At 71.3% G+C, this 15047-nt stretch carries 10 protein-coding genes and 1 riboswitch; of the genes, 1 reads left to right on the forward strand and 9 read right to left on the reverse strand.

Going from position 1 to position 15047, the window contains the following annotated elements; translation table 11 throughout:
* Positions 1-85: 85 nt before the first annotated feature.
* The 6 genes from AB0C26_RS04685 to dxs form a co-directional block, all read right to left on the reverse strand.
* Positions 86-1318: a HAMP domain-containing sensor histidine kinase gene (locus AB0C26_RS04685; protein ID WP_360241490.1), complete on the reverse strand. Its 1233-nt coding sequence runs from the start codon at positions 1316-1318 to the stop codon at positions 86-88.
* Positions 1315-1989, reverse strand: a complete 675-nt coding sequence (locus AB0C26_RS04690; protein ID WP_097322137.1) for a response regulator transcription factor — start codon at positions 1987-1989, stop codon at positions 1315-1317. The genes AB0C26_RS04685 and AB0C26_RS04690 overlap by 4 nt, the downstream gene beginning before the upstream one ends.
* A 67-nt stretch (positions 1990-2056) precedes the next feature.
* On the reverse strand, positions 2057-3316 hold the full coding sequence (locus AB0C26_RS04695; RefSeq protein WP_360241495.1) for a PQQ-binding-like beta-propeller repeat protein: 1260 nt from the start codon (positions 3314-3316) through the stop codon (positions 2057-2059).
* Between the two features lie 40 nt (positions 3317-3356).
* Complete coding sequence (locus tag AB0C26_RS04700; RefSeq protein ID WP_360241497.1) at positions 3357-4721, reverse strand: PQQ-binding-like beta-propeller repeat protein; 1365 nt, start codon at positions 4719-4721, stop codon at positions 3357-3359.
* A gap of 3 nt (positions 4722-4724) precedes the next feature.
* Entirely contained in the window at positions 4725-6032 is a 1308-nt protein-coding gene (locus tag AB0C26_RS04705) for a PQQ-binding-like beta-propeller repeat protein (protein ID WP_360241500.1), read from the reverse strand.
* A 71-nt stretch (positions 6033-6103) separates the two neighbouring features.
* Complete coding sequence (dxs, locus tag AB0C26_RS04710; RefSeq protein ID WP_360241503.1) at positions 6104-8020, reverse strand: 1-deoxy-D-xylulose-5-phosphate synthase; 1917 nt, start codon at positions 8018-8020, stop codon at positions 6104-6106.
* 100 nt (positions 8021-8120) lie between these two features.
* Positions 8121-8206, forward strand: a riboswitch (ZMP/ZTP riboswitch).
* A 15-nt stretch (positions 8207-8221) separates the two neighbouring features.
* Here dxs and AB0C26_RS04715 point away from each other — a divergent pair.
* Positions 8222-9082, forward strand: a complete 861-nt coding sequence (locus AB0C26_RS04715; RefSeq protein ID WP_360241506.1) for a tetrahydrofolate dehydrogenase/cyclohydrolase catalytic domain-containing protein — start codon at positions 8222-8224, stop codon at positions 9080-9082.
* 1629 nt (positions 9083-10711) lie between these two features.
* Here the strand turns inward: AB0C26_RS04715 and AB0C26_RS04720 are convergent.
* Genes AB0C26_RS04720 through AB0C26_RS04730 form a run of 3 tightly spaced genes read right to left on the reverse strand, consistent with a single transcriptional unit; the run spans position 10712 to position 15032 of the window.
* A complete protein-coding gene (locus tag AB0C26_RS04720; RefSeq protein ID WP_360241508.1) occupies positions 10712-11725 on the reverse strand; it encodes an NADP-dependent oxidoreductase in 1014 nt (337 codons plus the stop codon).
* A gap of 48 nt (positions 11726-11773) precedes the next feature.
* Positions 11774-13021 carry a TRAM domain-containing protein gene (locus AB0C26_RS04725; RefSeq protein WP_360241511.1) on the reverse strand — a complete coding sequence of 416 codons (1248 nt, stop codon included), beginning with the start codon at positions 13019-13021 and terminating at the stop codon, positions 11774-11776.
* Positions 13011-15032: an APC family permease gene (locus AB0C26_RS04730; RefSeq protein WP_360241514.1), complete on the reverse strand. Its 2022-nt coding sequence runs from the start codon at positions 15030-15032 to the stop codon at positions 13011-13013. Before AB0C26_RS04730 ends, AB0C26_RS04725 begins: the two co-directional genes overlap by 11 nt.
* Between the last annotated feature and the right edge of the window lie 15 nt (positions 15033-15047).

Below are 15047 nucleotides of genomic sequence, written 5' to 3' on the forward strand. Positions count from 1 at the left end.
GACAACTGTCGACAACCAGCATGCAGGGCGCTATATGAGCTTTGTTCATTTTGTCGGAAACATGACTATAACGGAGTTGCGAAGACTATCCGACGCCCAGGCCCTTGGCTCGCTTGACCGCGGCCGTGGCGGCCACGACCGGGGTGGCGTCGGCCGTCGGGAGCTTGACCGTGACCTCCAGGCCGCCGCCGTCCTGGGCCACCGCTGAGACCGTGCCTCCGTGGGCGTCGCAGACCGCTCGGACGATCGACAAGCCCAGGCCCGAGCCGCGGGAGCCCGTGCGTTCCCAGCCGCCGCGGCGGAAGGGCTCGAACAAGCCCGGCACGTCGGCCGGCTCCACCTCGTAGCCCGTGTTGCCCACCACCAGGACCGCCTGGCCGCCCACCGTCGACGTGCGCAGCCACAGGCTGCCGAGCAGGTGGTTGTAGCGGATCGCGTTCTCGATCAGGTTGCCCGCCAGGCGGTCGAGCAGGGACGGGTCGCCCACCACCGAGGCCGGCTGCAGGTCGGTCGTCACCTGGAGCTTCAGGCGTTCCGCCTCGGCCCGCACCGCCGACAGCGCGTTCGTCACGCTGATCGCCAGGTCGGCCGGGACCTTGCGGACCAGGCGGCGGCCCGACTGGGCTTCCGAGCGGGCCAGCACCAGCAGCGCGTCGACCAGCCCGTTCGCCCTCTCCGAGGCGTTGCGCACCACCTTCGCCATGCGGCGGTACTCCGCGACGTCGGCCTCGTCGTCGCTGAGGGTCACGTCGATCTCGGTCCGCATGACGGCCAGCGGGGTTCGTAGCTCGTGCGACGCGTTCGCCACGAAGCGTTTCTGGGACTCGAACGCGCCGGCCAAGCGGTCCAGCATCGCGTCGAACGTGCGGGCCAGTTCGGCCACCTCGTCGTCCGCCCCCGAGTAGCGGATGCGCTGGTCCAGCGTCTCCTCGCCGAGACGCCGGGCCGTCTGGGTGACCGCGTGCAGCGGGCGCAGCGCCCGGCCGGCCACCGCGTACGCGCCGGCCGTGCCGATGATGCCGATCGCCAGCAGGGCCACCAGGCCCTTGACCAGCACCTCCTGGGAGGCCTGGGAGACCAGCGTGCTCTGCCACTCGACCGCGTCGCGGGTCTCGCCGTTCTCCAGCATCACCCTTGTGCCCGAGCGCAGGGCCTCGCCGGAGCCCATCGCGTCGCTGACCAGCAGCCAGGCCAGCAGGACGAGGATGGCGCCGGCGCCGACCAGCAGGATGCCGTTGAGCAGGGTGAGCCGCAGGCGGAGGGTGGGGCGCAGGCTCAGCCGCAGGCTGCGGTGGGCGCTGCCGGAGTAGACCGTCATGAGAGGACGACCGGTTCCGGCACCCGGTATCCGGCGCCGACCACCGTCTCGATCAGCGGCGGGTCGCCGACCTTTTTGCGCAGGGTCATCACCGTCACCCGTACCGTCGTGGTGAAGGGGTCGGTGTTGGCGTCCCAGACCCGTTCGAGCAGTTCCTCACTCGACACCACGCCCCCTCGGGCCTTCAGCAGCTCTTCCAGGACGCCGAACTCCTTGTTGGTCAGGTCGATCGGGGTGCCGCCGCGGGTGACGACCCGGCGGGTCTGATCGAGCACGAGGTTGCCGACGGTCAGCACGGGCGGCGCGGCCGGGGTGGCCCGCCGGCCCAGCGCCTGCACGCGGGCGACCAGCTCGTCGAAGGCGAACGGCTTGGGCAGGTAGTCGTCGGCGCCGAGTTGCAGGCCCTCGACCCGGTCGGCGACCGTGCCGCTCGCGGTCAGCATCAGCACCCGGGTCAGCGCGCCCGACTCGACCAGCGCCGCGCAGATCTCGTCGCCGTGCATGCCGGGCAGGTCACGGTCGAGGATCACGACGTCGTACCTGGTCACATAGGCCATTTCATGACCTTGGAGGCCGTCGTACGCCACGTCGACCGCCATGCCTTTGCGGCGCAGCCCCCGGGCGATCGCGTCACAGAGGTTCCGCTCGTCCTCTACCACCAGCACACGCACCGCAGACCTCCGTCGACAACCGGGTACAGCCTCGTCGACCGGGTGTGAAGAGGCCGTAAGTGAAAGGCTACCGAAGGGGCCAGACGGCGACCGAGGCGTCGAGCAGGCGGCAGATCAGCACCCCGGTGGCGGCCCGGCAGTTGCCGGAGACGCCGGAGGCCGCGCCGGTGACCCGGATCGCCTGGCGGGCCGGGTCGAGCAGCCCGTAGTAGAGGACGTACTCGCCGCGGACGTCGATCTTGCCGTAGATCATGCCGTCGTCGGTGCGGCCCAGGCTCTCCCAGCGGCCGAAGTCGCCGACGGCCTTCCCGGTCGCCGGGTCGAGCAGCCACACCGCCGGTTCGTCGATGCGCCGGTCGAGGCGGGTGGCCGCCAGGTAGGGGCCGGCCGGTTCGGCGTACGCCCAGAGCTCCGAGGACCACAGCGCCCGCCCGGTCTCCCGGTCGAGCGCCACCATGCCCGTCTGCTGCCGGAACGTGCAGATCAGGGCGCCGCAGTCGGCCTGCATCCAGCTCTGCGACAGATCGGCCGCGGTCCGCCAGCGGAACGTGAGGTCGGGCAGATGGTAGGCGGTGAAACCGTCGCGGGTGTCGACGGTGATGAGATCGCCGACCGGCCAGACATATTCGGATCTGAGCGGCACGGTACGGCCGGCGACGAGCTTTCCGGTGTACGCGTCCCGGGTCTCCAGCCGGCCGTTCGGCGACTGGACCACCAGCCAGCGCGGGTAGCCCGGCCGGGGGCCGGCCTCGGTGATCACCCCGTTCGGCGGGCGGATCACCGACCAGCGGATCATCCCGGTGCCGGCGTCCACCGCCAGCGAGGCCTCCTCGGCCGCCAGCAGCACCTGACCGCCGGCCACCCCGACCAGCCGGGCCGGCCGGCGCCACAGCGTGTCGTCGGTGCCGGCGGCGACGGCCACGACCGCCCACCGGCCGCTCGCGTCGAGCTGATAGCTCACCACGATCGTGTCGCCCACCCGCAGCACCTGGTCGATCGCCCCGGACACGGTCACGACCGTGCCGTCGACCGGGCGGACCGAGGGCAGCCGGTACGTGTCGATCGTGCGCACCCGGACACCGTTGCCCACCACTGTCGATCCGCTGACCAGGAACATCTGGTCACCGAAGACGTGCACCGCGTCGCCCAGGCTCGCCGGCACGACGATCGGCGCCGCCGAGCGGGGCACCGGCCCGGCTGCGGCCAGCAGTGCGAGCAGCGCGCACGACAGCAGCGCGAGCAGCAGCCGGAGCGGCACGGGCGGATCGGGCGGAGGCGGTGGGGCGTCCCGGGGCGCCTCACCGAGGTCGATCACGACGTTCGTCATGCCGCCTCCCCCGGCCTCCCCCAGTGTGCGCTCCCGGCGGCTAGCCGCGGTATGCCCAAATGCGCAGGCTGTCCTCGGCCCGGCAGACGATGTGCCGCGCGTCGGAGGCGCAGTCGCTGATCGGCACACTGGTCGTGCCGAGCACCTGGACCCGGCCGCGCGGCGCGTCCACCAGCCCGAACTCGCTCACACCGCCTTCCAGGCCGCGCCGCAGGACGATCGGCTGGCCGGCCGCGGCGGGCACCTGAGCCCGCCAGCCCGACAGGTCGGCGCGCGGGGCCCCGGTCGCCAGGTCGACGAGGCGTACGGGCTCTCCGCTCTGGTTCTCCGTCTCGAGAACGTAGCGGCCGTAGCGGGTCACATCGACGCTGGCGGGCGCCCGCCATCGCGGCCGGCCGGTCGCCGGGTCGAGCACCTCCAGCCCCGACGGGGTGTTCCCGCAGGTCAGCCCCGAGCAGACGGCCGCCTGGACCATGACCTGCGGCACCGGGCGCGTCCAGGCGGCGGCCAGAGTCTCCGGTGAGTACGCGGCCTCGTACGCCAGATAGCCGTCGGTGTTGTGGTAATAGATCATCATCTGGTCGCCGACGAGTTCCCCGCTCATCGGCGACCGCCCCTCGACCTCGGGCAGGGCCGTCCGGCGGAGCACCTTCCCGGTGACGCCGTCGATGCGCTCGAGCCCGTCCGAGGTGAGCAGCAGCACGGCCGGCCGATCGCCGGGCGCGACGGTGGCGACGACCGCACCGGCGGCGCTGACCGTCCAGACCTTCGCCCCGGTGTAGAGGTCGACGCCGCTCAGGTCGGTGCGGGTCGGCGGTTGCACATGCGGCTCACCGGTGGCCGTGAAATAGATCGGGCCCGGGTCGCCGGATTTCTGGTCGTAGACCGTGCCGGGCCGGAACCGCGGCTCCTGGACGAGCCCGATCCGGCCGCCGGCCAGCGGGGCCACCCCCATCGGCACCGACCAGCGGACCTGACCGCTGTGCCGGTCGAGCACCGTCGTGATCGGCCCGTGCGAGCTCAGGGCGACGTCGCCGGCCTGGTCGAGGTGGAAGCCCCCGTAGCCGAGACCGTCCGGGTTCTCCTCCGGCAGCTGATAGCGGGTCTTCCAGAGCTGCCGCGGCGGCTCGGCCAGGCTCCACGCGATCACGTCGCGGCCGTGCCCGATCACGTTCATCGTGTAGACGCCGCCGCCGGCCAGCTCGAACGGCTCGTCCAGGCCGCGGGTGACCGGCACCGAGCCGAGATAGCGCCAGAGCACCGGCTCGGCCGGCACCGAGGCGCCCAGGGCGATCACGAGCACGGCCGCGAGGATCAGGCCACCGAGCCGGTAACGGTGGGCGGGTGGCGGCGAGCTGGGCGCCGGGTCGGGCTGGGCGGTCAGGTCCAGCTCGATCAGCGCCAATGCTCAACCCTTCAGGCCGTACGCCCAGACGACGAGCTGGCCGTACATCGTGCGGCAGACCAGCCGGCTCGGCGCCGACTGGCAGTCGCCGGTGCCCGTGGGCAGATCGGCCAGCAGCCGTGGACGGCGTTCACCCGGCCGGGCGACGGCGACCATGGTACGGCTTCCCGGTTCGACCGAGCGCGTCACCAGCAGGTGGCCGTCGAGGCCGCTGCCGGTGACCGGGCGCCAGCCGGTGAGGTCGACCTGGAGCGTTCCGGCGTCCGGGTCGATCAGGCCGAGGGTCGAGGTGTGCTCCGGTGAGCCGTACGCGACGTACATCGCCCCGAACCGCTGAAGGCCCCGCCACTCGGGCTGCCGCCAGCGCACGTCGCCGGTGAACGGGTCGATCGCCCGCATCCCGTCCGGCCCGCTCAGGCAGGCCAGCAGGCCGCACTCCTGGATGTCGTACGCGCCGTCGGCCGGCATGGTCCACACGTTGCGCAGCGTCTCCGGGTCGTACGCGGAGATCTCCATGCCGGGGTTTCCGGGGTGCCGCAGCAGGATCAGGCCACTGACGACGGCCGGGTTGGCCGGATCGTAGTCGGCCGGCGGCACCTGGCGGCTGACCAGCTGTTCGCCGGTGACGAGGTCGCGGACCTCCATCGTGCGGTTGTCGTGGACCAGCAGCATCCGGGTGCCGGCGTCACCCGGCCCGGGCAGTCCGGTGAGCACGGCGCTGCCCGGCACCGGCACGGTCCACCGGGTCCGGCCGGTCATCGGGTCGACCGCCTGGATCGGCCCTTCGACGCGCCGGCCGGCGCCGGACTGGCTGCGCCGGGGCGTGACCGCGAGCAGGGTGGGCGAGCCGGCCACGGTGACCACCTGACCGGCGCGGGTCCAGCGGGACACCCCGTCGGTCACCGAGACGGCGGTGGTGCCCGGGTCGTTGGTGCCGGCGTTCCAGGGGCGCATCAACACCAGGCCGCCGCCCAGGCGCAGGCGGTAGGCCGGGGTGGACTGCCCGGCCTCCCACAGGGTTCGGCCGGACTGAAGGTCGTACGAGCTGAGCAGCCCGAACGTCTGGGCCAGGAGCTGGCCGTCGTCGCTCATCGCGTACGCGTCGGCCGGGCCGATCTGGAGGCTGAAGACCTGCCGGATCGGCGACTTGGCCGGCTGGGCCGACGCGGTCGCGGTGAACAGGACGAGCACGGCCAGAACGGCCGCGGGGAACCAGCCCGGGAACGCGGAACGGCTGGGTGAGCCGTACGTCTCGGGCTCGCCCCGATCAAGACCGAGGTCGATGATCACCGTGTTGCCGGCAACGCTCATACCTCAAAGGTAACGAGCAGATAACGGTGTCGCCCCGGTCAGAATCCGTTCCGCGGCTTTTCAGCGTTTAATCAGGCTTGCGCGGGCTCCGCGTCCGCCTCGAGCCGCGAGGCCCAGCCGATGACCTCGCGCGCGATGTCCTGGGCGGTCAGGCCGAGGGACGCGAGGATCTCGCCCCGGGAGCCGTGCGGGTGGAAACCGGCCGGGACGCCGAAGTCGCGCAGCGGCACCTCCACGTCGGCGTCGCGCAGCGCGGCGGCCACCGCGTCACCGACGCCGCCGGCCCGGATGCCGTCCTCGACGGTGACCACCCGGCGGTGCTGCGCGGCCAGGCCGGCCAGCTCGATCGGCACCGGGCGCACCCAGCGCGGGTCGACCACCGTGACGCCGTAGCCCTGCTCGGCCAGCCGGCCGGCGACATCCATCGCCAGGGCCGCGAACGAGCCCACCGCGACCAGCAGCACGTCCTTGCGCTCGTCCTCGCGCAGCACGTCGACCTGGCCGATCCGGCGCACCGCGGGCAGGTCGGCCGCGACCGAACCGGTCGGGAACCGCACGATCGTCGGGCCGTCGTCGACCGCCACCGCCTCGCGCAGCTCCTCGCGCAGGGTGGCGGCGTCGCGCGGCGCGGCGATCCGCAGGCCGGGCACGGCGCCGAAGACGCTCATGTCCCAGATGCCGTAGTGGCTCGGCCCGTCCGGCCCGGTGATGCCGGCCCGGTCGAGCACGAAGGTCACCGGCAGCTCGTGCATCGCCACGTCGAGCAGCACCTGGTCGAACGCGCGGTTGAGGAAGGTGGCGTAGACGGCGACGACCGGGTGCAGGCCGCCCATCGCGAGCCCGGCGGCCGAGGTGGCCGCGTGCTGCTCGGCGATGCCCACGTCGTACACCCGCTCGGGGTATTTACGGGCCAGCTCGGCGATGCCGGTCGGCTCGGCCATGGCCGCGGTGATGCCGACCACGTCCAGCCGCTCGTCGGCGATCTTCACAAGCTCCTCGGAGAACACGTGCGTCCACTTGACCGACGGCTTGGCGGTCAGCGCGCCGGTCTGCGGGTCGAAGGCGCCCGGCCCGTGCAGGCAGTCGGCCTCGTCCTGCTCGGCCGGCCGGTATCCGTAGCCCTTGCGGGTCACCGAGTGCACGATGACCGGGGCGTTGAAGCCCTTGGCCCGGCGCAGCGCCGACTCCATCGCCTGGACGTCGTGCCCGTCGACCGGACCGATGTATTTGATGCCCAGGTCCTCGAACATCGGCTGCGGGCTCACCGCGTCCTTGATGCCGCGCTTGACCGCGTGCAGCACCTCGTACACCGGCTTGCCCACCACCGGCGTGTTGCCCAGCGCGTCCTTGACCAGGTCGAGCACCCGCTCGTAGCCCGGGTTGAGCCGCAGCGTGCTCAGGTGGTCGGCCAGCCCGCCGATGGTCGGCGCGTACGACCGGCCGTTGTCGTTGACGATGATGACCAGCCGGTTCTTGGCGGCGGCGATGTTGTTGAGCGCCTCCCAGCACATGCCACCGGTCAGCGCGCCGTCACCGACGACGGCGACCACGTGCCGGTCCTCGCCGCGCAGGGCGAAAGCCTTGGAGAGACCGTCCGCGTACGACAGGGCGGTCGACGCGTGCGAGTTCTCGATCAGATCGTGCTCACTCTCGGCCCGGCTCGGATAACCCGTGAGCCCGCCCCGCTGCCGCAGCATGTCGAAGCCGTCCTGCCGCCCGGTCACGATCTTGTGCACGTACGCCTGGTGCCCGGTGTCGAAGAGCACGCGGTCGCGCGGCGAGTCGAAGACCCGGTGCAGGGCCAGAGTGGTCTCGACCACACCCAGGTTGGGCCCGAGGTGACCACCGGTCCGCGACACCTTGGCCACCAGGAAGTCGCGAATCTCCGCCGCCAGCAGGGTCAGCTGGTCGGGGCTGAGGCGCTTGAGGTCACCCGGTGAGGTGACACCGGAAAGAAGACCGTCGGAGGCGGGGAGGGATTCGCTCATGGGGGGAAAGTCTATCGGCGTGGCGCCGTGGCGCATCCGCCAAGAGGTTTCGATGCGGTGTCCTACACACAACTGTCACAAGTTCCCTCTGGCATGCTTGTCGTACGAACGCGACTGGCGGCACAGAGGATGGGTCAACCATCGGGGAGCGCTCGCCACGGGGAGTCGACCGCCTGGGCACCCGTGCCTGCGGAGTCAGCCATGCCTTCAGCCCGTCTCCTGCCCGGCGCCCCCGTCGCCGAGGCCGTCCTAGCCGACGTAGCCGACCGCGTGACCCGCCTGCGCGCCCGAGGCGTAACCCCGAGCCTGGCCACCATCCTGGTCGGCGACGACGACGCGAGCGCCGGATACATCCGCATCAAGCAGCGCCAGGCGGCCGAACTGGGCTTCGAGTCCCCCCACGAGCACCTGCCGGCCGACGCGACCCAGAAGGACCTGGAGTCGGTGATCGCCACCTACAACGAGGACCCGAACGTCCACGGCGTCCTGATCCAGTACCCGATCCCGGCCCACCTGGACTACGACGCAGCCCTGCAGACCCTCGACCCGGACATGGACGTCGACGGCATGCACCCCCTGAACATGGGCCGCCTGTCCCTGGGCATGCCCGGCCCGCTCCCGTGCACCCCCGCCGGCATCGAGGCCCTGCTGGCCCACTACGAGATCCCGGTAGCCGGCCGCGAGGTGGTCATCCTGGGCCGCGGAGCGACCCTGGGCCGCCCACTGGCGATGCTGCTGGCCCAGAAGCGCCCCACCGCGAACGCGGCGGTGACGGTGGTCCACACGGGCGTGAAGGACTGGCCCCGCTACACCCAGCGCGCCGAAATCCTGATCGCCGCCGCCGGCGTCCCCGGCATCATCCAGCCCGAACACGTACGCCCAGGCGCCACAGTCATCGGCGCCGGCGTCCGCTACGAGGGTCGCCGCCTCCTGCCAGACGTGGACGAGTCCTGCGCCGAGGTAGCGGGCGCCATCACGCCCCGCGTAGGCGGCGTAGGCCCCACCACGGTCGCGATGCTGTTCCGCAACGCCGTCCAGGCCGCCGAACGCGCAACTTCCTGACCCCCTCCACTGCCGGGCTGCCCGAGCACGCTCGTCCACGCCGGACGCTCCGCTCGGGCACCCCGCCCCAACTCCGACGCACCGACCCACCCAGCGCCCAGCTCCCGCCGAACGACCACCCCGGCGCCGCGCTCAACTCCCGCTGAACCACCGGCCCAGCGACCCCGCCCAGCTCCCGCTGAACGACCAGCCTGGGCTACGCCCGGCCCAGCGCCGCGCCCGGCTTCCGCTGAACCACCAGCCCAGCGCCACGCCAGCTCCCGCCGAACGACCAGCCCGCCGCCACGCCCGGCCCAGCTCCCGCTGAACCACCGGCCCAGCGCCACGCCCAGCTCCCGCTGAACCACCGGCCCAGCGACCCCGCCCAGCTCCCGCTGAACGACCAGCCCGGCGCCACGCTCGGCTCGCGCTGGCCGGCGGCAGGCCCGGAGGAACTCCGAGTCGCGCTGGTTGCCCCGACTCACGCTGCTTTGGCCGGGCAGGCTCTCCACGGTCAGGTAGCGCGTGGTCGCGCCGAGTGCTCCCGGTTGCGCTTATACGGTTCCGAGCCTTTCACCCTGAACGTTACACGGAATCCCTCATCGCGAACCACCATTTTTTCCCGCGACTTTGGCACGATCGACATCGGTTCGCGGATGGCCTTTCCGAGCGGTCGGCGGGATAATTAGTCATGCGATACCAACAGCTCGGACTATTCTCCCGCGAACAAATGAAAGCCATGCGCGATCGCACCCTCTCGCGCAATTGGTCACCCGAGAAAGACGCGTTCCGGCGCGAGCACGAGCGCCGCCGCAAGTGGGGACTCGCTCAGCGCCACGGCTTCAAACTGCTCTGGTTACGCCGAGAGAAGCAGCGCCTGGCCGAGCTGGCAGCCGAAACCCAGCCACCGGTCGCCACAACCGCACCCGCCGGCCCGCCCGGTCCCACCGATGCGACCGCCAGCCCGGCAGTCCCCATCAGCACAGCGGCCCTCACCAGCACAGCGACGTCTCCGGTTCCGGCTACCCCGCCGAGCCAAGCAGCCGATATCAGCACAGCGGCCGCCACCAGCACAGCGACGCCTCCGGCTCCGGCCACCGCGCCGAGCCAAACAGCCGATATCAGCACAGCGGCCGCCACCAGCACAGCAACGCCTCCGGCTCCGGCCACCGCGCCGAGCCAAACAGCCGATGTCTGCCCAACGGCCGTCACCAGCGCGGCCGCCTGAGCCCGGACGGAGGTCTTGCTTAGCGCGGCCGCCCGAGCCCAGACGAAGGTCCTGCTCAGCGCCGCCGCCCGAGCCCAGACGAAGGTCCTGCTCAGCGCCGCCGCCCGAGCCCAGACGAAGGTCCTGCTCAGCGCCGCCGCCCGAGCCCAGACGAAGGTCCTGCTCAGCGCCGCCGCCCGAGCCAGACGAAGGTCTTGCTCAGCGCGGCCACACCCGTCAGCGCGGCCTTGCACGCCGGAAGCCGGGTTCAATGCGACCACCCGATTCAAGAATAGTCGGCTGGCAAGAAACCCGAGACCACTCGCCCTCCTTCGTTACTTCTTTCGAATGCGCGAAGGAGGGCGGTCTCTCTATATTAACGGCGCGAGCACTTCAATTCCGGAGGGCTGTGGACAACCAACACTCCTGTGGATAAGTGGACGCTAAAGGCGGACGACCATCTTGCCCGTATTGGCGCCGCGCAGGAGGCCCAGGAAAGCGCTCGGGGCCGCCTCGATGCCGCCCTCGACGATGGTCTCCTGCCATGTGACTTTGCCTTCGCGCAGCCACGTTGTCATGTCCGCGGCGAAAGCGGGCATGCGCGCGCCGTGGTTGGTGACGATGTAGCCGCGCAAGTTGAGCTCCTTGCCGATCACGGCCGACAAGTTGTGCGGGGCGGCGGGTGGCTCCGTGTCGTTGTAGTGGGCGATCGCGCCGCACAAGGCGACCCGGCCGTACTTGTTCAAGCTGCTGATGGCGGCCTCCAAGTGGTCGCCGCCCACGTTGTCGAAGTACACGTCGATGCCGTCGGGGGCCGCCTCGCGCAGCTGCTTGCGGACGGGAGCGTCGCGGTAGTTGAAGGCCGCGTCGAAGCCCAGCTCCTCCGTGAGGTGGGTGACCTTGGCGGCGGAGCCGGCGCTGCCGATGACCCGCTTGGCGCCGCGGATCCTCGCGATCTGGCCGGCGATGCTGCCCACGGCGCCGGCCGCGCCCGAGACGAAGACCGTGTCGCCCTCCTTGAACTGGGCGATGTCCAGCAGGCCCACGTACGCCGTCAACCCTGTCATGCCCAGTACGCCCAGGTACGCCGACAGCGTGGGGGCCGCCGCCGGGTCGACCGCGCGGACCTTCGCCGCGTCCACCGTCGCGTACTCGCGCCAGCCCAGACCGTGCAGGACCGTGGCGCCGACCGGCACCGTGGGCGACGCCGAGGCCACCACCTCGCCCACCGCCGAGCCGTCCAGCGGCTCGCCGACCTGGAACGGCGGCGTGTACGACTTCACGTCGTTCATCCGGCCCCGCATGTACGGGTCGACCGACATGAACAGGTTCCGGACGACCACCTGCCCGTCCGCCGGAGCGCCCACCGTGACCTCGGCGACCTCGAACGTGTCGTCGCCGGGCCAGCCTTGGGGGCGGGCGGCAAGCCGGATCTCACGGCTGGTGAACGTGCTCATGTGAACTCCTCGGAAGTCACCGGGCGGGATGGTTACCACACGGTAACTTCAGGGCGTCAGCAGCGCTACGCACTCCACGTGCTGGGTCATCGGGAAGCAGTCGAACGCCCGCAGATCCGCCAGTTCCCAGCCGAGCGAACGAAACGTCCCGATGTCCCGGGCCAGCGACGCCGGATCGCAGGACACGTACGCCACGGCTCGGGGCCGGGCCGCCGCCACCGCCTTCACCACCTTGGCTCCGGCGCCGGCCCGGGGCGGGTCGAGCACGACCAGGTCGACCGGCCCGGTGACCCGGCGGCGGCTCAGGGCGTAGTCGACCCGGGCCTCGACGACTTCGGCGCCGGGCAGGTCGGCCAGGTTGGCCCGGGCCGCGGCGACGCCGGTGGGGGACGCTTCGACGACGGTCGTCCGGGCTTTCGTACGGGTGGCGACCGCCGCCGCGAACAGCCCGGCACCCCCGTACAGGTCCCACGAGACCTCCCCCTCGACCGGCTTCAGCATCTCCAGGACCGTGGCGACGAGCGTGTCCGCCGCCAGCGGGTGGACCTGCCAGAAGCCCGAGGGCGGAATTGACCAGGTACGCCCGGCGGCCCGCTCCGTGACCTCGGCCGGGCCCCGCAGCTGGGTCCGGAAACCGGACGGCGCCTCGGTCGGGTCGTCGCTGGGCGCACTGCCGCGGCGGGCCAGCACGGCCACGTCACCGCCGCTGGTGGCCACCGCCTCCAGGGCGTCGGCGTCCGGCCAGTCGAGCTGCAGCAGGTCGAGCTCCTGGATGGCCGGATGCGCGATCCGGCACCGGTCGATCGGCACCACCTCGTGCGACCGGTGCTTCAGCAGCCCCGGACGGCCGAGCGCGTCAACGGCATAGCGCACCCGGGTGCGCCAGTCAAGGAGGGGCGACCCAGCGGTGGGGAGCGCCTCCACCCGTACGGAATGAGTGATGCCCGCCAACCGCGAAAGCTGTTCCCGCACTACGGCCGTCTTCCAGCCCAGCTGGGCGTCACCCGAGGCGTGCTGCAGATCACAGCCACCGCACCCACCGGGATGCGCGTACGGGCACGGCGGCGTCACGCGGTCGGGCGAGGCCTCATGGATCTCGACCGCGTCGGCCCGCAGAAAGCCCTTGTGCAGCTCCGTGATCTCCGCCGTGACCCGCTCACCCGGCAGCGCGTGGCGGACGAACACGACACGCCCGTGCGGGCCGCCGAGGCGCGCCACGCAGTGCCCACCGTGCGCGGGAGCACCCACCGTCAGCTCGACGCGGTCACCCTGGACCAGATCAGGATCATTGTTCATCGGTCGGCTCCACGGACGAGGCGGCACGGGTACGCGGTCCCCGGGCCGGCGCCCGGACCAGGCCCCGGTCCATCCGGTCGAGGTCGCGATCCTGGCTGGACCGCAACTGCCACGGCACGCTGGTGACCATCACGCCGGGTTCGAACAGCAGGCGGCCCTTGATGCGCAGGGCGCTCTGGTTGTGCAACAGGTTCTCCCACCAGCGGCCCACCACGTACTCGGGAACGAAGACCGTCACCACGTCGCGCGGGGAACCGCGCCGGATGCCCTTGACGAAGTCGATGATCGGGCGGGTGATCTCGCGGTACGGCGAGTCGACCACCGTGAGCGGGACGGGGATCTGCCGGCGCTCCCACTCGTCCTGAATGTGCCGGGTGTCCTTGTCGTCGACGTTCACCGTGACCGCGGTGAGCGAGTCGGGCCGGGTCGCCTGCGCGTACGCCACCGCCCGCAGGGTCGGCTGGTGGACCTTGCTGACCAGGACGACCGCGTGGTTGCGGGACGGCAGGATCGGGCGCTCCTCGGTCGGCTCCAGCTCCTGGGCCACCCGGTTGTAGTGCTTGCGGATGGCCAGCATGAGCCCGTAGATGACGACCATGGCGGCGATCGCGATCCACGCGCCGAGCAGGAACTTCGTGATCAGCACGATGATCAGGACGGCGCCGGTGAGGCACATGCCGAACGCGTTGATGGCCCGGGAGCGGATCATCTGCCGGCGTTTCTCGGGGTCGCGCTGCGTGCGCAGCAGGCGGTTCCAGTGCCGGATCATGCCGCCCTGCGACAGCGTGAACGACACGAACACGCCGACGATGTAGAGCTGGATGAGCCGGGTGACCTCGGCCTGGAACGCCACCACCAGCACCATCGCCGCGATGGCGAGGAAGACGATGCCGTTGGAGAAGGCCAGCCGGTCGCCCCGGGTGTGGAACTGGCGGGGCAGGTAGCGGTCCTGGGCCAGGATCGAGCCGAGCACCGGGAAGCCGTTGAACGCGGTGTTGGCCGCCAGGAACAGGATGAGGGCGGTGACCGCGCCGACCACGTACAGCAGGAAGCCGTTGCCGAAGACCGTCTCGGCGAGCTGGGCGGTGACCGTCTTCTGCACGTATCCGTCGGGCGCCGAGAGGATCTGCAGGCTGGGGTCCTCGACGTACTGCAGGTGGGTGACCCGGGCCAGCAGCACGATGCCGACCAGCATGACGATGGCGATGCCGCCGAGCAGCATCAGCGTGGTCGCCGCGTTCTTGCTCTTCGGCGGCTTGAAGGCGGGCACGCCGTTGGAGATGGCCTCGACACCGGTCAGGGCCGCGCAGCCCGACGAGAACGTCCGCAACAGCAGATAGGCGAAGCCGAAGCTGGTGAGGTGGTCCTCCTCGGCCGCGATCACCAGGTTGGCGCTGGGCGCCTGCAGGTCCTGGCCGAGCACGAAGACGCGGAAGAGCCCGGTGAGGATCATCCCGACGATCACGATGATGAACAGATAGGTGGGTACGGCGAAAGCAGTGCCCGACTCCCGCAGCCCGCGCAGGTTGAGCGCGGTCAGGATGGCGATGGCGCCGATCGCGAAGGCGACCTTGTGCTCGGCGACGAACGGCACCACCGAGCCCAGGTTGTTGACGCCGGACGCGGTCGACACCGCCACGGTGAGGATGTAGTCGACCAGCAGGGCGCTGCCCACGCTGAGACCGGCCCGCGGCCCGAGGTTGACCGTGGCCACCTCGTAGTCGCCGCCGCCGGACGGGTAGGCGTAGACGTTCTGCCGGTAACTGGCGACCACCGTGACCATCACGACCGCGACGGCGAGCGTGATCCACGGGGAGATGTAGAAGGCGCCGGCGCCGGCGATGGAGAGGGTCAGCAGGATCTCGTCGGGGGCGTAGGCCACGCTCGACAGCGCGTCGCTGGCGAAGACGGGCAGGGCGATCCGCTTGGGCAGCAGCGTGTGCTGCAGCTTGTCGGAGCGGAACGGCCGGCCCAACAGCAGCCGCTTGGCGAGAGAGGTCGTACTTGCCACGAGTGCCTAGCGTAC

Source organism: Actinoplanes sp. NPDC048796 (genome assembly GCF_040650035.1).
Classification (GTDB): domain Bacteria; phylum Actinomycetota; class Actinomycetes; order Mycobacteriales; family Micromonosporaceae; genus Actinoplanes.

Excerpts from the sequence above, each read along its gene's own strand:
- dxs (WP_360241503.1), bottom strand. The coding sequence starts at position 8,020 with ATGAGCGAATCCCTCCCCGCCTCCGACGGTCTTCTTTCCGGTGTCACC.
- AB0C26_RS04720 (WP_360241508.1), bottom strand. The coding sequence starts at position 11,725 with ATGAGCACGTTCACCAGCCGTGAGATCCGGCTTGCCGCCCGCCCCCAA.
- AB0C26_RS04695 (WP_360241495.1), bottom strand. The coding sequence starts at position 3,316 with ATGACGAACGTCGTGATCGACCTCGGTGAGGCGCCCCGGGACGCCCCA.
- AB0C26_RS04705 (WP_360241500.1), bottom strand. The coding sequence starts at position 6,032 with ATGAGCGTTGCCGGCAACACGGTGATCATCGACCTCGGTCTTGATCGG.
- AB0C26_RS04685 (WP_360241490.1), bottom strand. The coding sequence starts at position 1,318 with ATGACGGTCTACTCCGGCAGCGCCCACCGCAGCCTGCGGCTGAGCCTG.
- AB0C26_RS04725 (WP_360241511.1), bottom strand. The coding sequence starts at position 13,021 with ATGAACAATGATCCTGATCTGGTCCAGGGTGACCGCGTCGAGCTGACG.
- AB0C26_RS04715 (WP_360241506.1), top strand. The coding sequence starts at position 8,222 with ATGCCTTCAGCCCGTCTCCTGCCCGGCGCCCCCGTCGCCGAGGCCGTC.